Below are 19,226 nucleotides of genomic sequence, written 5' to 3'. Positions count from 1 at the left end.
ATTTTCTTTGCTTTTATTTTCTTCGCTTTTGATTAATTGATGCTTCACACTAAAAGTGCACAAATATTTAGCGCATCAGGTGCTTGAATCAAATTGATGCGTGTTTTGAAACCAAGGTACAGATCGATGAGCTGTTTTGTTCCATTAAATTCGATCTCAGTGATTCAAAATATTGTCGCGAACTGGTTTTGTGACGCAATGCATTGAAAAATAATTAATTATCTGAAATTTGGTATTCTTTTTGCACAGCATGGTTATTCTTGGGGGAATAATCATGAAAAAAACATACTTGATGGCACTGTTTCTGAGTGTCCTGACATCGACTGCATGGGCAGTTGACCCGCAAATCGCCAATAATATTCAAGAAATTCGTATTTCGCTCGACAGTATTTGGGTGGTACTGGGCGGTATCTTGGTGTTCTTTATGCAAGCCGGATTTGCCATGATCGAAAGTGGTTCAGTTCGCAGTAAAAATACCGTGAATGTACTCATGAAAAACTACATGGATGCCTGCTTGGGTGGTCTGGTGTTTTGGTTGGTGGGTTTTGGTCTGATGTTTGGGGTCAATACCACGGGCTGGTTTGGCTTCAGTCATTTTGCACCCGATCAACTGGATGATTGGCACTGGAACCTTCTATTTTTCCAAATGATGTTTGCTGCAACGGCAACCACCATTGCCAGTGGTGCAATGGCAGAGCGGATTCATTTTGTCGCTTATGTGGTGAGTGCGGCCGTTGTCTCAGGTCTGATTTATCCTGTCTTTGGTAGTTGGGCATGGGGCAGTTTATTTGGCGGAGACGGTTGGTTAAAAGCACTCGGATTTATCGACTTTGCAGGTTCGACCGTGGTGCATTCAATGGGCGGCTGGGTTGCCTTGGCTGGCATCATTGTATTGGGACCACGTTTGGGTCGATTTGGACGCAATGGGCAAAGCCATTATTTACCAGGGCATAACTTACCTTTGGTAGCATTAGGCGGTTTTATTTTATGGTTAGCATGGTTTGGTTTTAATGCAGGCTCGACCATTAATGCCAATGTCAGCGTAGGACGTATTGCTTTAAATACGCATCTTGCGGCGTGTGCTGCCGTGGTTGCATATATGTTGCTCTGTCTCATCCGATCTAAAGCCATTTTGATTCGCAGTACGATCAATGCCTCACTGGGTGGTTTAGTTGCCATTACGGCAGGCTGTGCAACGATGTCTCCACTCTATGCAGTCATCACCGGTTTATGTGCAGGTGTCATGGTGACCTTCCTGCCAATGCTTATGGAAAAAATGAAACTGGATGATGTGGTGGATGCGGTGACGGTACATGGTTTCTGTGGCGCATGGGGAACATTGGCGGCAGGGATCTTCCTTGAAAATAATATGTTTAATGGCGATATCATCGCGATACAAGGGCTTGGGGTGATTGCAGCCTTTTTATGGGGCTTTAGCGTTGCGTTCATTGTATTTAAGGTCTTGGACAAATTGTTGGGTGGCTTACGGGTGAGTAAGCAACATGAACAACGGGGTTTGGACTATACCGAACATGCTGAATTGTCTTATCCCGAGTTTCAAAAAGATGTGACTTTTGAAACGGATGATATGACCAAGCGTCATTAACAGGAGTAAAGCAATGAGCACCGAACTGTTGAATTTGGCACAACGCCGCGAAGCTTTAGAAAAAGGCTTACAACAATTTATTCATGGGACGTTACTCGACAGTGCGCTACGGCACTGGGAACAGCAGTACAGCATGAAACCGTCATTTGTCTTAAATCGCTTCTTAAATGATATCTGTACCACAGAGGAGCTTCGCTTTTATCGTAAAGATATGCTGAAGCAAGTCTTGTATGAGTTATCTACCTTAGAAAAGCAGGAACTGTTAAGGGTTGAAAAACCGCAGGAGCAGGAGCAAGAAGACGAGCTCATTGCAGAGACCATTAGCGAAGCTTTTTTAGGCTTTATCGAGTCAGTCATGCTGACGGTGAAATCTACAGATCAGGCTGATTTCACCCAAGATGTGATTGAGCAATTAGAAGAAATCGGACTGGCAATTGCGGCAAATGCACAAATTAATTCAGCGAGTTTTGTCGAGTTTTTGCCCTTGACCAGTTATGCCAAAGTTTTAACGAGCATTTATGAAGTGTATTGTGACTTTTATGGCCCGATGCGTGCAGACCAAGTTTATGCACAAACCAAGCTGAAAATTAAAGCCAATTATCCTGAGGTGGATTTACATCAACTGCTTTAGTGTATGGGGTAAAACACCATGAAGCTGATTGCCCTTGGTGTATAAAATCAAGGGATAAAAAAAGCGACCTAATTAGGTCGCTTTTTTCTGGAAGCTTAAGCTACAGTTTCTGGAGCTGTACGCCATAAGCTTTCTAAATCATAGAATTTACGTGCTGTAGGTAACATCACATGTACCACTACAAAACCGAGATCAATCAGGATCCATTCAGCATCACGTTCGCCTTCAACACCGATAGGGCGGAATCCAGCTTTACGTGCTTCTTCTGCCACGTTGTCTGCAAGAGACTTAATGTGACGAGTTGAAGTACCGCTCGCAATAACAATCGCATCTGCTACGTTGCTGATAGTGCTGATATCAAGTTCAATAATATCTTTGGCTTTTACATCTTCAAGTGCTTCACGTACAACAGCTAAGCAAGCTTGTACGTCTTTGATTTGCGTTGATTTTGCGAGATCGAGAGAATTAGAAGCGCTGGGCGATGGTTCTAAATTCATAGAGGGTATGATTTCCTGACAATTTTACATGATCTAATATAGCGGTTTTGTTGCTGAATTTCAAATCAACACGTCATTGGCCATTGGCTAAATGAGGGAAGTATTTGTCTTTCCACGCAAAAGAATGTGATGAGTTGCTTCGTGGTCGGTATTCAGCCGCGATGTAACCTGTATATTGGCTTTGATCTAACCATTTAAAAATCTCTGCAAATGGAATCTGTGCTGAGTCAGGTTCATGTCGCCCCGGACAGTCAGCAAACTGTATGTGACCGATATCCTGAATATTTTCTGCCAAAGTACTGAGAATATCTTCACCCATCATCGCCATGTGGTAGCAGTCATATTGCATCTTCAAAGTAGAGTGTTGTACAGCTTCAAGCATTTCCTGAGCTTGGGCAATATTTTGCACCAAAAAGCGCGGCATATCAGTGCCATTAATCATTTCAAATACCGGTTGAATATGATGTTCGGACAACATGTGGCATGCCAGTTTAAGGTTGCTCGACAAGGTATTTAAACATGGGAGTAAGTCTGCATCTTGGGGCTGTTTGCCGGCTAAAATATTGACACTCGGTACATTTAACGCAGTGGCATAGCGAATACATTGCTCTAAGGCCTGATGAAATTGATTTTCACGCCCCGGAACTCCCGCAAGACCATCGCCGCCTTGCATCAAATCACCCGCAGGGACATTAATTAAACACAGGCTTAAATCATTGATAGTGAGCTGGGTTTGGATTTGCTCAATACTCAGCTCATACGGAAACTGAATTTCTACATGCTTAAAACCATGTTCACGAGCCAAAGCAAAACGCTCTAACAACGGCACTTCGGTAAAAATCATGGATAAATTAACCGCGAGCTGAGTCATGTATATCGTCCTTGAAGCAATTTACTTCTAAAGTGAAAGTCGTTAGTTTTGTTCGACATGTTGAATGATGGTGGCTAAATCTTTTTCTGCAAAACCATTGTCCTGATGGGCTTTGAGTTGCGATAAAGCAAGGCTGGCAACAGGGATGCTTAACTCAAACTCGGCGGCCAGTTGGACTGCATTATTCAGGTCTTTAGATAAAGTTTGAACTTTCCATTGCACGGGTTCGAACTGATGCGAGGCCATACGTGGAGTTAAAATCTGAAAAGGTTTTGAGTCTGCAAAACCACCTGCAAGCGCTGGTGCTAATAACGTGGTGTCTACACCTGATTTCTCGGCCAATGCGACAGCTTCTGCGATTAACGTGCTATTGGAAGCGACGATCAGCTGATTACAAATTTTGGTGGCTTGACCTGTACCTGAGTCGCCCATGCGGGTAACACGTTGAGATAAAACATTGTAAATCAGACTCAAATCTTGAATCGTTTGAGCATCACCACCGGCAAAGATGACCAAGGTGCCTTGCTCAGCGCCTGCTGTGCCCCCCGAAACAGGAGAGTCAATCCAAGTGACTTGTTTTAACTTTGCAGCATGAGCCAATTGATGGGTTTGATTTACAGAAAGACTCGAAAAATCGACAATAATTTGTCCTGCCGCTAAATGATTTTCGATGCTTGCATACACCGCGGCAATAGCAGCATCGTCTGCGAGACAAGATAAAACCACAGGATAATGGGCAATCTTGTCCAATTGAAGCGCTGTCGCGCCAATCGCAATCAACTCATCACACGCAGCGGCAGTTCTGTTCCATACCGCAACTTCAAATCCTGCCTGAATGAGACGCGTGGCCATACGGCTACCCATCAGCCCCATACCTAGAAATGCAATTTTTGTATTACGATCAAACGCCATGTGCTGTACTCAATCTATCCTGTGTGACTATTTTACTTATATTGGCGTGGTAAAAACTGAACCTCTGGGTTCTTGTCTTTTTTACGTGCCAATTGGCTGTTTTTGCCGAGCAGTAATTTAAATTGCCAGATTTTTTCTAAGCGTAAAGAGCGTTTTGGACTATGTTCCATAGCATCTAGCACTTGTTTTGCCGCTGCCAAGGCATCTGGTGAACGTTGCGATAATTCTTCGGCTAACTGCTGTGCCTGAAGCAAAGGCTGTACATTTAAATGCGTCACTAAGCCAATATCCTTGGCATATTCTGCGTCAAAAATACGTGCTGTAAGGGTTAATTCTTTGGCTAAATCCAGTCCAATCACACCTTTGAGTGAGCGGGTTAAGCCCATATCAGGGACTAAGCCCCAACGACTTTCCATAATCGACATTTGCGTTTTCGGGTGGGCAATACGGATATCGGCAGCCAAGGCAAGTTGCATGCCTGCACCAAAGCAAAAGCCTTCAAGTGCGGCAATCACCGGCACAGGAAGTTGCTGCCAAATCAGAAAGGCTTTTTGAAATAAACTTTGACCGGGTTTTAACAGTTCCCATGCAGCATAGGCACGATTTTTCGGATCATTTAGGTCAGCCAAATCAATGCCAGCACTAAATACATTGGCTTCACCGGTTAAAATGACACAGCGTAAGCTACGATCTTTTTTTAATTTTTCAGCGGTGCTGACCAATTCTTTGAGCAATGCAAAGCTCATTGCATTACGTTTTTCTGGACGGTTTAAGTAAACCGTTGCAATGCCATTATTTTTTTCTACACGTAATAAAGCCATGGTAATTACTCTTGTTGTTTCTGCGCCCGAGCATAGCATGCACCCTGACAGGATACATGACAGTGCAGTCACAACAGAAGCTGGACGGCACTGACTTTAGTCGGACTGTGCTTAATTATTTTGTTTGGCTAAGATTTGTTGAGCTGCGTGTTCAACTTGAGCCATGACATTTTTTAACTCATCAAAACGGTTCAGGGTTTCTTGGACAAAAGCGTCATCTGCTTTACGGCGTTCCTTACGTAAGGTCGATACAAACTGCTCAAAATGACCTGAAACCTCTTGGAGGGTCGGAGCGCCCACATAGCGGGTTGCGCCATAAAGCCGATGTAGCACATGCTCTAATTGTGGAAAATCTTCATCTTCGATGAGTTGAGCCATTTCATGGATTTCTTGCTCAAAGCTATCGACGAGCATTTTCAGTAAATCGACCGCAAGGTCTTCTTTATTCGCGGCCAACTGCAAGCTTTGTTGCCAATCTAAAATACTCGGCTCTAGGGCTTCAATCACTGAACTGCGCTCTAAAACCGGTACTTTCTTAAAGTTATCGGTAGTCCATTGGGTCAAGATTTGAATAATTTGATCCATTTGAATGGGCTTGGTGACATAGTCATCCATACCGCTTTGTAGGAGTTTTTGTTTTTCATCAGAGAGCGCATGTGCCGTCAAAGCGATAATTGGAAGGCGCTTATGATTTTCGAAGGTTGACTCAAGTGAACGAATAGCGCGCGTGGTATCGACACCTGACATCACAGGCATTTGAATATCCATAAAGATGAGGTCAAAAGCTGCCAAACCTTGCTCTTGGCGAGCCTGAATGATTTCGATGGCTTCTTGTCCACTCAAAGCCTTAGTGGTTTTAACATTTAACTCAGAGAGCAGGGCTTCAAGCACAATCAGGTTTGGTAAATGGTCGTCGACAGCTAAAATGTGCAGACCTTGACCATTAAATTCTTCATGCTGCTCTTGATCAAACCAAGGCTCATTACTCAATAACTGAATCAGCGCTGTACGGCTGAGTGGTTGATGCAATGGGCGAGCACGGTACTCGTTCAACATGCTTGGATCGAGCATCATTTGGTAGCCATAAACCGCTAAGTTACCGCTATAACGATGACGAATTTCTTTCAGTAAGGCTTCGGAGTCACCACTGTGATCGACGATCAACCAGGTATTTTCATTGGTTTTTAGCTGATTGAGTCGACTAAATAAATCAAGGATCGACTGCGTTTCAATATGTTCAACATCATAATTTTCTAAGTAATGACGTAGGACATTGGCGGTTGCTGGATGTGCTAAGTAGGAAACGACTTGTAGATTGCTAAATTGTGGATGCACAATTTCAATTTCTTCATCGACCACAAAGCGCGCAGTAAACCAGAAGGTTGAACCTTTTTCTGTTGGGGCACGTTCTTGGTTATCTTCAAAACCAATTTGTCCATGCATCAGGCTGACTAATTGTTTGGAGATGGCAAGACCTAAACCTGTACCACCAAATTGACGGGTCACAGATGCATCACCTTGCGAGAAAGATTCAAACAGTTTCTTACGGTCGGTACCGCTTAGGCCGATACCACTGTCTTGCACACTAAAGTGCAGCAGACATTGACCGATGTCATCATGCTCCATACGGACACGGACAATAATTTCACCATCTGGAGTGAATTTAATTGCATTTGAAATTAAGTTGGTCAAAATTTGCTTGAAGCGTAGGGCATCACCAACCACAAATTTCGGCACATTGTCCGCATAGTAGAAGGTCATATCGATGTGCTTTTGTGCTGCCAATGGTGACAACATATCCATCACATCAAAGACGGCTTCTTCTAAGTCAAATTGCGCAGTTTCAAGTTCTAATTTACCTGCATCAATTTTGGAGAAATCAAGCACGTCATTAATTAAAGCCAATAAGTGCGCAGAAGATTTACGAATCGTTTGTAGATATAAATTTTGTTCATTACTGAGGTTGCCTTGGCGCAGTAAAAGATGAATAAAACCATCAATACTGTTAAGTGGCGTGCGCAGTTCATGGGAAATATTGGCTAAGAACACCGACTTCGACTGATTGGCATGGATTGCTTGGTCACGTGCTTGACGGTAGGTAATATTTTGCACTTCTAAAGTATCAAGCGTGCGTCTTAAGTCATCTTCCGTTTGTTCGGTATGTTCACGTAGCTCTAAGAAACTGAAATGTAAGCGTTTAACCACATTGGCAATATCACGCTGTAATAAACGGAGTTCGCCAGTACTGTTAATGATCATGTGCTGATCTAGGGTGTCGGCATTTAAACGTTGTAACTGCATACGAATTTCGTACATTGGTGCAATCCAACGACGTGAATAGAAATTCAAACACAGCAAAAGTAATAAGAGCGTCAATAAACCTGTTGCAATCAACACGATTAACACGCGATAGCGGGCAATTTGCAGCGGTTGATTGTCCAGTTCAATGCTTAACCATGCCGGCGTCTGGGTTGAATCTGAAATTTTCAGGGCATAAATATGGTTGCCCTGATGTGCAATCGGTCCAATAAAAGACGCTTTACTGTCAAAAGCAGGCCAAATATCTTGATCTTGAAAGCCGATGCTCAGGCGGTTGTTGCCTTTAAGATCTAAAATTGCAGCACGAATCAAATGTTTTTCATTCAACATGCTTTGCATGGCATTACGAGCTTGATCAAACTGCCACGGATAAAGGTTGAGTAACTCTATGGCAGATTCTGACGTGGGTTGATAGCGCGTCAGGATCGCGACAGCCATTTGTTTTTGTTGTGCTTTGGCTGCATTGGAGGTTTCTGTTATTACCAACATTGCACCGACACAGGCCAAAATGGTGATCGGCACAAAAATAAGTGCAATCAACTGACCATAGGCATGATTTAAGTGTAGGCGTTTAAAAAGCTTTTTGTTGATATTTGACATGGTTTAAGCAGTTTATTCCTTATGCCCCGAATATTAGCATGGATTATTTAAAACTGATTGTGCTTTAATCACTTTCGCGAAAAAGCAAGGCAAATGGGTGCAGGCAAAGGCATTTTTTCATACAATAGGCGCACCTCGATATAGGTGTGAATAATGAGTAATACAACCCCTGATTTTCAAGCAGACGATTTTTTATTAGACCATTACGTCGGCAACACGCCGTTAGTGCGTTTACAACGTCTGGCAAGTCATACTCAAGCAACAGTATTAGCCAAGTTAGAAGGCAATAACCCAGCGGGTTCGGTCAAAGATCGCCCTGCATATAACATGATTATGCAAGCGGAAAAGCGTGGTCAGATTAAACCGGGTGATACGTTGATTGAAGCGACGAGCGGAAATACAGGGATTGCTTTAGCCATGGTTGCTGCAATGCGTGGCTATAAAATGACTTTGATCATGCCTGCAAGTTCTAGCCAAGAGCGTAAAGATGCCATGCGTGCCTACGGTGCCGAACTGATCGAATCAGAAAACATGGAAGAAGCACGTGATCTTGCCCTTCAAATGGAAAAAGACGGCAAAGGTTTAGTCCTAAACCAGTTTGGTAACCCGGACAATGTAGAAGCACATTACCTCACTACGGGTCCAGAAATTTGGAAACAAACGGGCGGTAAAATTACACATTTCGTCAGCTCTATGGGAACCACCGGGACCATTATGGGGATTTCGAAATATTTAAAAGAACAAAATCCGGATATTCAAATTGTCGGTTTACAGCCGTCTGAAGGCTCAAACATTGCTGGTATTCGCCGTTGGCCACAAGAATATCTTCCTACGATTTTTGACCCTTCACGTGTTGATCGTATTATGGATATTCCGCAAATTGAAGCGGAAAAAACGGCTCGTCGTTTAGCGCGTACAGAAGGTATCAGTGCAGGTACATCATCGGGTGGTGCGGTATGGGCTTCAGTTAAATTGGCTGAAGAAAATCCGGATGCCGTGATTGTTTGCATCGTATGTGACCGTGGTGACCGTTACTTGTCTACTGGTCTATTCTCTGTTGTTGATCCTGAATAATTACAGTGGCCGAACGGCACTGGTGAGTACTTATGCGTTTACCTGTTTTAATTTTTGATATCGAAACACTGACAGATTTGAAGTCAGGTGCGCATTTGTATGGACTGGATCTGCCTGAGGTGGATCTAGATGCTGCGCTGACTAAACTGCGTCGCCAAGAGGCGGGCACGGATTTTCAGCGTTTGGCCTTGCATGAAATTGTCTGTATCTCTGGACTATGGATTGATGAAAAGGGCATGAAGTTGTTTTCATTTAGCCGTGAAGACAATAGCGAAGCTGAAATTTTAAAAAAATTCGTTTCTATTTTTGAAAAGCGTCATCCGACCTTGGTCAGTTGGAACGGTTCACAGTTTGATTTGCCTGTGATTTTGTTCCGTGCCATGTATCACGGACTATCTGCACCAAGTTTGTTCGATCAGGGCGAGATTGATACGCAAAAGCGCTATAATAACTACCAGAATCGTTATCATCATCGTCATGTAGATTTGATGGATGTCATGGCCATGTTCCATGGTCGTCATTTTCAAAAGCTCGACGATGCAGCACATTTACTTGGTTTCCCCGGTAAACGTGGTGATGGTGGCTACCATGTGCCTGAATATGTGCGTGAACAACAGTGGATGGAACTGACCAGCTACTGTGAAGGTGATGTGCTCAATACATGGTTGATTTATTTACGCTGGCTGTTGCTGAAAGGACAGTTATTGTTAAATGATCATCAGCACTTGATTCAAAGTACGATTCAATATTTACAAACTCAGCCGCAACACGCTGACTTTTTATTGGTATGGCAGCAAACCTCGCAACGTACCGAATTCACCCAATCTGATTTCCCATCTTCCACACATTAGGTACGCATGAAACACAAAGCCAAACCCCAAAAAGCCCAACAACCCATTTATACATTTCAGGTTGAATCGCTTTCACATGAGGGGCGAGGCATAGCGCACTTTGGGACGCATCCAGATCATCCTGCAGAAAAACACGGTAAGAAAGTCTTTATCCGTTATGCCTTGCCGGGTGAAACGGTGCGTGCGCGTATTACTAATGTCGTTAAGCGTCTCGAAGAAGCAGACAGTCTGGAATTACTGAGTGAAGAGTCTGCTCTACGGGTTAAACCGGCCTGCCCACATTATGGGGTTTGTGGTGGGTGTAGCATGCAGCATATTCATCCCGACGAGCAAATTCGTTTAAAACAAGATGTTTTACAATCACATTTGCAACATTTTGCTGGGATACAACCTGATCAATGGTTAGCTCCTTTACGTTCATTGCGTGAAGACTACCGTCGCAAAGCACGTATTGGTGTGCGTTACCTACCTGCAAAAGATAAGCTTGTGGTTGGCTTTCGTGAAAGCCAGTCAAATAAACTGACTTCGATTGACCGTTGTATGGTGTTGGATCGTGAGTTTGGCTCCATCACCACACTCAAACAATTGTTACAAAGTCTGCAAGGTAAAGCAGATATTGGGCATATGGAACTGGCCATGGGAGATCAAGAAATTGCCCTCCTAATTCGTCATACGGCGGAACTTTGCGCGGAAGATGTCAACCAATTAGTAAAATTTGCGTTACATAAAGAGTGGCAACTGTACTTGCAACCTGAAGGGCCAGACAGCTTACATCGTGTGGATCATCCCGATGCACCGATGCGTCTGCACTATGGTCTAAGTGACTTTGCTGTGGAATTTGGCTTTAATCCTCAAGACTTCACGCAAGTGAATTCCACGATTAATCCGCAAATGGTGAAACTGGCATGTGAATTGCTTCAGTTACAACAGGGTGAGCGAGTTCTAGATCTGTTTTGTGGCTTAGGAAACTTTTCTTTACCACTTGCTCAATGTGTGGGTTCAACGGGTCAAGTCGTTGCAGTTGAAGGGAGTGCAGAAATGGTTCAGCGTGGTGCAGAAAATGCACAAAACAATGGCCTTTCGCAACTGAAATTTTATTCACAAGATTTAACAAAAGATTTTTCGCATCATTCTTGGGCAAAACAAGGATTTGATGCATTATTGATAGACCCACCACGTTCTGGTGCAGAAGAAATAATGCGTTATGTGCCCCAATTTGGTGCAAAAAGAATCGTTTATGTGTCATGTAATCCTGCAACACTAGCACGCGATGCTGGAATGCTGGTACAACAAGGCTACCGTTTGAAAAAAGCGGGTGTCATGGACATGTTTACCCATACAGGGCATGTCGAATCGATTGCTTTGTTCGAAAAAGAAAATCAGATAAACGATCAAAAGTTATGAAGCGTAGAAAACTAGGAGTAGGGTATGGTCACAGTACGTGAACAATTACCTGGACGTCTCAATGAGTTGTCACAGGAAACGACTGTAGAACATGCCGAGCAAGCACAGCATGATTTGGCTGAATGGCTAGAGCGTGTGAGTGGCATGTTTGACGGGGCTCCTCTAAAGCAACTCGAAGAAGTTGCACATCTGACCTTACAGAATGAACTTGAAACAACGGTCAACCATCGCTCGAATACCTTCTATACGGGTATTGAAATGGCGGATATTCTTGCTCATCTGTATGCGGATGAAGATACGTTATCAGCAGCCATGCTGTATCGAAGTGTTCGTGAAGGCGTAACCAGTTTAGAAGAAGTCCAAAGCAAATTTGGCGATCAAGTGCATGCTTTGGTGAAAGGCACGCTTGCCATGGGTAAGTTGTCTGACCTGATTGAGCAAAATAAACGTTTAGAAGATCATTTTAATAATAACCAGCGTGAACATTTGACCGGCATTTATAAAATGCTGATTTCGGTGACCGAAGATGTTCGCGTTGTATTAATCAAACTTTCTGAACGTACCTATGCATTACGTGAGTTAGCGCATTCAACCAAAGAGCGTCAAGAGCGTGTCGCACGAGAAATTTTAACCATTTACTCGCCGCTCGCGCACCGTTTAGGGATTGCACAGCTTAAGTGGGAGCTTGAAGATCTCGCTTTCCGTTATCTAGCACCTGAACGCTATAAAGAAATTGCCTCTTTACTGAATGAAAAACGTTTAGAGCGTGAACAATATATTCAGTTCGTTACAGAAAAGTTGCGTAAAGAACTATTAGATCATGGCATTGAGGCCGAGATTAATGGTCGGGTGAAACACATTTATTCGATTTATCGAAAAATGAAGAGTAAGAACCTAAGCTTTGATCAGCTTTATGACATTCGAGCGGTTCGTGTTTTGGTGGATAATGTACCTGAGTGTTATCACACACTGGGGATTGTTCATCAGATTTGGCGTCATATTCCGCATCAGTTTGATGATTATATTACCAACCCGAAAGCCAATGGTTATCGCTCACTGCACACGGCCGTGATTGCAGAGAACAAATCTTTAGAAGTGCAAATTCGTACGCATAATATGCATGAAGAAGCTGAACTCGGGGTGTGTTCGCACTTTAACTACAAAGAAGGTTCTAAAACCACAGATTATTCATTTAATCATCGCTTACATTCTTTGCGTGCCGTGCTTGAACATTATCAAGAACGAAATGATGCTAGCGCCCATAAAGAAGATGAAGATTCTGAAAACTTCGAACAAATCCAAGAGTTTGAAGATTTTGAGAAAATCTATGTGTTTAGTCGTGATGGTGATATCAAAGAATTACCACGCGGTTCCACCGTGCTCGACTTTGCCTATCATGTGCATACTGAAGTAGGCAACAAGTGCTATGCGGCACGAGTAAACCAACGTTATGTGCCTTTAACCTATACCCTCAAAACTGGGGAACAGGTTGAGATTTTAACCAAGAAAGATCGTGAGCCTAACCGAGATTGGTTGGTGAACTCGCTGGGTTATATCAAGACGGCTCGTGCACGTGATAAGTTGCGTCATTGGTTCCGTCAGCAAGACCGTAGTAAAAATTTGGAAGTGGGACGTGAGATTCTGAATAAAGAATTGTCACGTTTGGCGATTCACCCGAAAAGTATCGATTTGAATGATTACTGCAATCATTTTAATGTGAAATTGGGTGAAGATATATTGATTGGCTTGGTAAGTGGTGACATTAGCTTGCATGCTTTAATCAATCAGGTTAACCGTCATATGCACCTCGATCAGGATGAGCCTGAACTGGTGTTAAAACCAACATTGAACCCACGTGCAAGTCATACGCTTTCGGCGCATGGTATTTTGATTGATGGTTTGGACAATGTAGAACTACACATTGCTCAGTGTTGTCAGCCTGTGCATGGTGAATCGATTGCTGGTTATATCACGCTGAATCGTGGCGTAAGTATCCATAAGGTCGCATGTCCGGATTATATCCGTATGATTGGGCAAGAGCCTGAACGTGCGGTTGAAGCGGATTGGGAAATGCAGCCAACTCGTGGTCAAAGTGTGCAAATCGTGGTGGAAGCTTATGACCGTCGTGGTTTGCTTAAAGATCTGACTCAAGTGATTTTCTCAGACCAAATCAATATTCGTCAGGTGAATACCATTTCCGAGAGTGATGGTATTGCCAATATGAAGCTGTTGATTGAAGTGAAAGGCTTGGCGCAGTTGTCGAAACTGTTGGCACGTCTAGAGCAACAACCAGGCATTATTAGCGCACGTCGATTGGTACAAGGTAGCTAAAAATAAAGCTGTATAAAAAAACCCGCTGCGTGCGGGTTTTTTTATTATATTGGGGGAGAGAAATTATAAAATTGAATGCTTATGCTGCCTTCAGAGCTTTTTGAAAAGCGTCGACAGAATTTAACACGAGCGATTGACCATTGGGTGGCAACAGGCCCTTTTAAAAATGGTAAAGCCGTATGTGAACATTTTAGCTTATCAGTTCCTTTAATTTCCCAATTATTAAATAGTCATCGGCAGATTGGAGAGAAATTTGCACGTGAATTAGAGTCACAATTGGGACTCATTAAGGGAAGTTTAGATCATGAAGTTCAGTTTATAGAACAAAACAAGTGCACTGAGGAGCAAGCAAGCTTGGTCCTTTTTGAAATGCAGGTGGTTGAGACACAGGCATTTTCGTTAAAACCGATTTCAAATGATTCATCTCAATATTCAGCATTATTTAAAAACACTCAAGACCTGTATTTCATTCGCATCACAGCGTCGTATTATGCACCTATATTACAAGAGGGTTGGCTTGTGGTCTGTGACGAACGGCGAGGGGTAGAGAGATCGGATCTAGCCTGTGTATATTTGCGAAATGGCTTAAATTTAATTTTAAACGTGATACAGCAAACAGATGATACATGGCAATTTGCAAGTCTAGACCAAAAACGACAGGTAGAATTCCTGCAATCCGATATTAAAAAGTTACATCCTATTATTGCGATTTTGCCTAGCTCATTTATTTAAGGTAGTCGCATAAAAAAACCCATCCGAAGATGGGTTTTGATCTGAATTATAAGACGAAAAGCTTAAGGAATCTCTTCTTCTTCAAATTCAGGCTTCACTTGTACAATGAAGTCTTGACGGTTCAGGCCACGCCATAACGCGAAGGCTGTACCAATGTAGATTGATGAATATGTACCCACAAATACACCAACAAACATTGCAACAGAGAACCATTTCAGACCATCACCGCCTAGTACCATCATCGCCACAACAACCAGTAATAGTGTCATAGAAGTATGAATGGTACGGCGAAGTGTTTCAGTTAATGCACTGTTGACAACTTCGAGAGGTTCTGCACCGCGAATCTTACGGAAGTTTTCACGAATACGGTCAGATACAACGATGTTATCGTTGAGTGAGAAGCCGATAATCGCGAGTAGCGCAGCTAAAACTGTTAAGTCAAACGGCCACTGCATCATTGCAAAGATACCAATGGTCACCACGATATCGTGGAATAAAGACAGTACAGCGCCCATCGCAAGTTTGAACTCAAAGCGAATAGTGACATAAACCAGCATGAGCAGTAGGGCAAGACCTACAGCACCCGCAGAACGCACGTAGAGTTCATTACCGACTTGACCACCAACGACATCCACCTTATGCACTTCTGCTTTATTGCCCGGCAATTGAGCAGCAGTCGTAATGGCTTTGGTTAAGTCTTCAGCTTCAATCTCTTTTTGAACTGGCATACGAACCATCAGGTCGCGGTCAGATCCTAAAGTTTGTACTACAGGGTCTTTAAAACCAGCTTTTGTCAGCGCTGAGCTCACATCGGCAGATTTTACTGGTTGACTATAGTTCAACTCTGCTGCCACACCGCCAGTAAAGTCCAAACCGAGGTTTAGACCTTTGGTGCAAATAAAGAAGATACTTGCGAGGGTTAAGATAATCGAGATGAAGGCTGCCGGTTTGGCAATCTTCATAAACGGAATAATGTGCTCGTTGTCAGGACGGCCGTATTGTTTCGGTTGAGTATTTTCAGTCATCTTCGATCTCCTAAATGCTCAACTTCTTCAGGTTACGTTTTTTACCATAAATGATTTGTACGATGGCACGTGTCACAGTAATTGCTGTGAACATTGAGCAGACAATACCAATCATTAGGGTAACCGCGAAGCCTTTAATTGGGCCTGTACCAATGGCGAACAGAATGAAAGCAACCAGGAATGTGGTTAAGTTGGAGTCAAAGATGGTGTTATACGCACGATCATAACCCGCAACAATCGCCTGTTTCGGCGAGGCACCCCATTTAATTTCCTCTCGTATCCGCTCACAGATCAGTACGTTGGCATCGACCGCCATACCAATGGTAATCACGATACCTGCAATACCCGGCAGGGTGAGGGAAGCACCAATCCAAGACATGATGGTTAAAATCATGGCAAGGTTAACCACAAGGGCAAAGTTGGCAATCAAACCGAATACACGGAAGAAGACCACCATCCAAATCGCAACCAATAAGAAACCGATTTGAGTTGATAACACGCCTTTGTCAATGTTTTCTTGACCGAGGCTTGGACCAATCACACGTTCTTCTACGAAGTACATTGGTGCTGCCAATGCACCTGCACGTAACATCAATGCAAGTTCAGATGCTTCTTGAGGTGAATCTAGACCGGTAATACGGAACTGAGAACCCAATACGGCTTGAATCGTTGCAGCATTGATGACCACGGATTCGGTATAAGGTGTACGAACTTCAGTTTGTGTACCTGTTGCAGGATCTGCAACATAACTAATTTTTTGTTTGTTCTCGATGAACAAAACTGCCATTCGTTTGCCTACAGCATTACGAGTAGCTTCAGACATCAACTTACCGCCCGCAGTGTCCAAAGTAATGTTTACTTCAGCACCACCTGTATCTTGGCTAAAGCCTGATGACGCGTTTTGTACACGTTCACCCGTTAAGATACGGTTACGGTTAAGCAATAATTGACGACCACTGTCCAAAGATTCATAAGCAAAAGCTTCGGTACCCGGCGGTAATGAGCCTTTGGCTTGACCTGTGTATGGATCGATGTATTGATCATTTAAGTCAGAAACTAAGCGGAACTCAAGGTTTGCAGTACGACCAAGTACACGTTTTGCTTCAGCAGTATCTTGTACACCCGGTAATTCAACCACAATACGGTTGCTACCTTGAGTTTGTACTAATGCTTCCGCTACACCTAACTCGTTAATACGGTTACGTAAAGTTGTTAAGTTTTGGTTGACAGCATAAGACTGAATTTCTTGTTTACGTGTATCTGTGTAGCTTAAACGTAGTGTTGAACCTTCAGTTGTTGCAACCGCTTGTTGAGTATATTCATTGCCGTTACGACGAAGGAAATCCATAGCTGCAGAACGGTCATCATTATTTGCAAATTGCATCGTAATGGTGTTGTTGTTCAAAGATAAGCTATTGAATTTTAATTTATTGTCGCGAAGTTGGCGACGTAAGTCAGCCGCAGACGTTTCCATACGTTGTGAAATGGCTTTATCCATATCCACTTCAAGTAGGAAATGTACACCACCACGTAAATCCAGACCCAGCTTCATTGGTTTAGCACCAATTTTTTGTAGCCATTCTGGTGTAGTGGGCGCAAGGTTCAGTGCGACGACATAATTTTCACCGAGCCCACGACGCAGTGCTTCTTTCGCTTTTAATTGTTGTTCGCTCGAATCAACACGTAATAAAGCGGCATTATTGGTGAAGCTATTGTCATGGCTGGCAATATTTTCAGATTTTAAAATCTGCTCTGCTTTTTGTACGATGCTTTGGTCAATCTGGGTACCGGCTTTGGCACCTGAAATTTGAACAGCAGGTTCATCAGGATACAAACTTGGCAGGGCATATAATGTACTGATGACTAGTACCACTAGAATCAGTAGATATTTCCATGCTGGGTAACGCATTCGTTTTCTTCTTAAAATGAAAAAAGCCGTGCGGGTGCACGACTTATTTTTTGATTAAAGGTTATTTAGAGTGCCTTCAGGCAGAACTGAAATCACACTTGCGCGTTGTACTTTTACTTCTACGCCACGGTTCAGTTCAACAACTGCAAAATCACCTTCGATTTTTGTGATTTTACCCATTAAACCGCCCGCAAAAACAACTTCACTACCAACACCTAGGCTTTCAATTAGTGCACGATGTTCTTTTGCACGTTTTGATTGAGGGCGCCAGATCAAGAAGTAGAAGATTGCGACAAATACCGCAATCATCAACAGGTTTGCCATCATGCTTGGTTGCTGTGCAGCTTCACCTGCCGCGTGAGCAGTAGAAATAAAAAGGCTCATTTCATTTTCCTAAACTAAAAAAACTGGTTATCAATACTTTGATAAATAAATTGGACTTGTTCAGCAATTTACCTTGTCTTTTTCTTCAGCGCAAATGCTGAAAGAATTAATCTTGAGGACAAGGTGGCACTTCCATGCCGCGACGACGATAAAAGTCTTCAACAAACTCATCAAAAGTGCCATGATCGAGAGCATCACGCATCGCTTCAGTCAGACGTAGGTAATAACGTAAGTTATGAATAGTACCGAGCATCGAACCGAGCATTTCGCCGCATTTCTCAAGATGGAAGAGATAAGATTTGGTGAAGTTTGTACAGGTATAACAGTCGCAATGTGAGTCAAGCGGACTTTGATCATGACGATATTTGGCATTACGAATACGCACTAAACCGTCGGTCACAAAATAATGACCATTACGTGCATTTCGAGTTGGCATCACACAGTCAAACATATCGACACCGCGACGAACCGCTTCTACGATATCTTCTGGTTTACCGACACCCATCAAGTAACGTGGTTTATCCGCAGGCATTTTCTCTGGAAGATAATCCAATACTTTGATCATTTCTTCTTTTGGTTCGCCAACGGACAAGCCGCCAATCGCATAACCATCAAAATCAATTTCTTTCAGACCATTTAAAGATTCATCACGTAAATCTTCGTACATGCCGCCTTGGATAATACCAAACAGGGCATTACGGTTTTTCAGCACGTCATGATGTTGAGTTTTACAGCGTTTTGCCCAACGCAAAGAAAGCTGCAATGATTTTTGCGCTTCTTCATGTGTCGCAGGATAAGGCGTACATTCATCAAAAATCATCACGATGTCTGAATTCAGCGTGTGCTGAATATCCATCGAAATTTCAGGAGATAAAAAGACTTTAGAGCCGTCAATTGGAGAGCGGAAAGTTACGCCCTCTTCTTTAATTTTGCGCATAGCGCCAAGGCTGAAGACTTGGAAACCGCCTGAATCTGTCAAAATCGGGTTATTCCATTTCATGAATTGGTGTAAACCACCATGTTCACGAATAACATCTAGGCCTGGGCGTAGATATAAATGGAAAGTATTACCCAAAATAACTTGGGATTTAATTTCTTTAATGTCACGTGGGAGCATGCCTTTTACAGTACCGTAAGTACCGACAGGCATGAACATAGGTGTTTCAACGACACCATGTTCAAGGGTTAAACGGCCGCGACGAGCACGGCCCGATTGCGCCAATTTTTCAAACTTCATACAAGGTCCAGATCAAGGCGAA

16 protein-coding genes are annotated in these 19,226 nt (G+C 43.1%); 7 read left to right on the top strand and 9 right to left on the bottom strand.

Going from position 1 to position 19,226, the window contains the following annotated elements:
* Positions 1-274 precede the first annotated feature (274 nt).
* Positions 275-1,606, top strand: a complete 1,332-nt coding sequence (locus FTU38_RS02790) for an ammonium transporter (RefSeq protein WP_180110511.1) — start codon at positions 275-277, stop codon at positions 1,604-1,606.
* A gap of 13 nt (positions 1,607-1,619) precedes the next feature.
* Complete coding sequence (locus FTU38_RS02785; protein ID WP_111885449.1) at positions 1,620-2,237, top strand: hypothetical protein; 618 nt, start codon at positions 1,620-1,622, stop codon at positions 2,235-2,237.
* Positions 2,238-2,332: 95 nt separating this feature from the next.
* On the opposite strand, the gene rsfS is transcribed toward FTU38_RS02785, so the two are convergent.
* The 5 genes from rsfS to FTU38_RS02760 form a co-directional block, all read right to left on the bottom strand.
* On the bottom strand, positions 2,333-2,734 hold the full coding sequence (gene rsfS / locus FTU38_RS02780; RefSeq protein ID WP_078191283.1) for a ribosome silencing factor: 402 nt from the start codon (positions 2,732-2,734) through the stop codon (positions 2,333-2,335).
* Positions 2,735-2,807: 73 nt separating this feature from the next.
* Complete coding sequence (locus tag FTU38_RS02775) at positions 2,808-3,605, bottom strand: hydroxypyruvate isomerase family protein (RefSeq protein WP_078191282.1); 798 nt, start codon at positions 3,603-3,605, stop codon at positions 2,808-2,810.
* Positions 3,606-3,647: 42 nt separating this feature from the next.
* Positions 3,648-4,517, bottom strand: a complete 870-nt coding sequence (locus tag FTU38_RS02770) for an NAD(P)-dependent oxidoreductase (RefSeq protein ID WP_180110510.1) — start codon at positions 4,515-4,517, stop codon at positions 3,648-3,650.
* A gap of 32 nt (positions 4,518-4,549) precedes the next feature.
* Positions 4,550-5,338: a crotonase/enoyl-CoA hydratase family protein gene (locus tag FTU38_RS02765; protein ID WP_180004603.1), complete on the bottom strand. Its 789-nt coding sequence runs from the start codon at positions 5,336-5,338 to the stop codon at positions 4,550-4,552.
* Positions 5,339-5,449: 111 nt separating this feature from the next.
* Complete coding sequence (locus FTU38_RS02760; protein ID WP_180110509.1) at positions 5,450-8,257, bottom strand: ATP-binding protein; 2,808 nt, start codon at positions 8,255-8,257, stop codon at positions 5,450-5,452.
* Positions 8,258-8,410: 153 nt separating this feature from the next.
* On the opposite strand from FTU38_RS02760, the gene cysM reads away from it, so the two are divergent.
* From cysM to FTU38_RS02735, 5 genes are all read left to right on the top strand, one after another.
* Positions 8,411-9,331: a cysteine synthase CysM gene (gene cysM / locus FTU38_RS02755; RefSeq protein ID WP_078191278.1), complete on the top strand. Its 921-nt coding sequence runs from the start codon at positions 8,411-8,413 to the stop codon at positions 9,329-9,331.
* 32 nt (positions 9,332-9,363) lie between these two features.
* Entirely contained in the window at positions 9,364-10,182 is an 819-nt protein-coding gene (locus FTU38_RS02750; RefSeq protein ID WP_180009011.1) for a 3'-5' exonuclease, read from the top strand.
* Positions 10,183-10,188: 6 nt separating this feature from the next.
* Positions 10,189-11,586 (top strand): 23S rRNA (uracil(1939)-C(5))-methyltransferase RlmD, encoded by a 1,398-nt coding sequence (gene rlmD, locus FTU38_RS02745; RefSeq protein WP_180105888.1) that lies wholly within the window; start codon positions 10,189-10,191, stop codon positions 11,584-11,586.
* Positions 11,587-11,610: 24 nt separating this feature from the next.
* Complete coding sequence (locus FTU38_RS02740) at positions 11,611-13,917, top strand: bifunctional (p)ppGpp synthetase/guanosine-3',5'-bis(diphosphate) 3'-pyrophosphohydrolase (RefSeq protein ID WP_078191275.1); 2,307 nt, start codon at positions 11,611-11,613, stop codon at positions 13,915-13,917.
* A gap of 81 nt (positions 13,918-13,998) precedes the next feature.
* Positions 13,999-14,649, top strand: coding sequence for a hypothetical protein (locus tag FTU38_RS02735; RefSeq protein WP_180110508.1), 651 nt, complete (start codon positions 13,999-14,001; stop codon positions 14,647-14,649).
* 62 nt (positions 14,650-14,711) lie between these two features.
* Here FTU38_RS02735 and secF read toward each other — a convergent pair whose 3' ends face one another.
* The 4 genes from secF to tgt all read right to left on the bottom strand — a co-directional run bounded on the left by secF (position 14,712) and on the right by tgt (position 19,204).
* Complete coding sequence (gene secF / locus FTU38_RS02730; protein ID WP_180110507.1) at positions 14,712-15,674, bottom strand: protein translocase subunit SecF; 963 nt, start codon at positions 15,672-15,674, stop codon at positions 14,712-14,714.
* Between the two features lie 10 nt (positions 15,675-15,684).
* Entirely contained in the window at positions 15,685-17,583 is a 1,899-nt protein-coding gene (gene secD / locus FTU38_RS02725; RefSeq protein ID WP_111885819.1) for a protein translocase subunit SecD, read from the bottom strand.
* A 54-nt stretch (positions 17,584-17,637) separates the two neighbouring features.
* Positions 17,638-17,967 carry a preprotein translocase subunit YajC gene (gene yajC / locus FTU38_RS02720; protein ID WP_078191271.1) on the bottom strand — a complete coding sequence of 110 codons (330 nt, stop codon included), beginning with the start codon at positions 17,965-17,967 and terminating at the stop codon, positions 17,638-17,640.
* Positions 17,968-18,073: 106 nt separating this feature from the next.
* Positions 18,074-19,204, bottom strand: coding sequence for a tRNA guanosine(34) transglycosylase Tgt (gene tgt, locus FTU38_RS02715; RefSeq protein WP_180110506.1), 1,131 nt, complete (start codon positions 19,202-19,204; stop codon positions 18,074-18,076).
* Positions 19,205-19,226 lie beyond the last annotated feature (22 nt).

This window comes from Acinetobacter sp. YH12098 (assembly GCF_013419235.1).
In the GTDB taxonomy this organism is placed as follows: Bacteria; Pseudomonadota; Gammaproteobacteria; order Pseudomonadales; family Moraxellaceae; genus Acinetobacter; species Acinetobacter amyesii.
Note: the sequence above shows the minus strand (reverse complement) of the source record. Positions and strands in the feature narration are given on the sequence as shown.

Excerpts from the sequence above, each read along its gene's own strand:
- secF (WP_180110507.1), bottom strand. The coding sequence starts at position 15,674 with ATGACTGAAAATACTCAACCGAAACAATACGGCCGTCCTGACAACGAG.
- FTU38_RS02740 (WP_078191275.1), top strand. The coding sequence starts at position 11,611 with ATGGTCACAGTACGTGAACAATTACCTGGACGTCTCAATGAGTTGTCA.
- rlmD (WP_180105888.1), top strand. The coding sequence starts at position 10,189 with ATGAAACACAAAGCCAAACCCCAAAAAGCCCAACAACCCATTTATACA.
- FTU38_RS02750 (WP_180009011.1), top strand. The coding sequence starts at position 9,364 with ATGCGTTTACCTGTTTTAATTTTTGATATCGAAACACTGACAGATTTG.
- FTU38_RS02765 (WP_180004603.1), bottom strand. The coding sequence starts at position 5,338 with ATGGCTTTATTACGTGTAGAAAAAAATAATGGCATTGCAACGGTTTAC.
- FTU38_RS02735 (WP_180110508.1), top strand. The coding sequence starts at position 13,999 with ATGCTGCCTTCAGAGCTTTTTGAAAAGCGTCGACAGAATTTAACACGA.
- FTU38_RS02760 (WP_180110509.1), bottom strand. The coding sequence starts at position 8,257 with ATGTCAAATATCAACAAAAAGCTTTTTAAACGCCTACACTTAAATCAT.
- yajC (WP_078191271.1), bottom strand. The coding sequence starts at position 17,967 with ATGAGCCTTTTTATTTCTACTGCTCACGCGGCAGGTGAAGCTGCACAG.
- tgt (WP_180110506.1), bottom strand. The coding sequence starts at position 19,204 with ATGAAGTTTGAAAAATTGGCGCAATCGGGCCGTGCTCGTCGCGGCCGT.
- secD (WP_111885819.1), bottom strand. The coding sequence starts at position 17,583 with ATGCGTTACCCAGCATGGAAATATCTACTGATTCTAGTGGTACTAGTC.
- rsfS (WP_078191283.1), bottom strand. The coding sequence starts at position 2,734 with ATGAATTTAGAACCATCGCCCAGCGCTTCTAATTCTCTCGATCTCGCA.
- FTU38_RS02790 (WP_180110511.1), top strand. The coding sequence starts at position 275 with ATGAAAAAAACATACTTGATGGCACTGTTTCTGAGTGTCCTGACATCG.
- FTU38_RS02775 (WP_078191282.1), bottom strand. The coding sequence starts at position 3,605 with ATGACTCAGCTCGCGGTTAATTTATCCATGATTTTTACCGAAGTGCCG.
- cysM (WP_078191278.1), top strand. The coding sequence starts at position 8,411 with ATGAGTAATACAACCCCTGATTTTCAAGCAGACGATTTTTTATTAGAC.
- FTU38_RS02785 (WP_111885449.1), top strand. The coding sequence starts at position 1,620 with ATGAGCACCGAACTGTTGAATTTGGCACAACGCCGCGAAGCTTTAGAA.
- FTU38_RS02770 (WP_180110510.1), bottom strand. The coding sequence starts at position 4,517 with ATGGCGTTTGATCGTAATACAAAAATTGCATTTCTAGGTATGGGGCTG.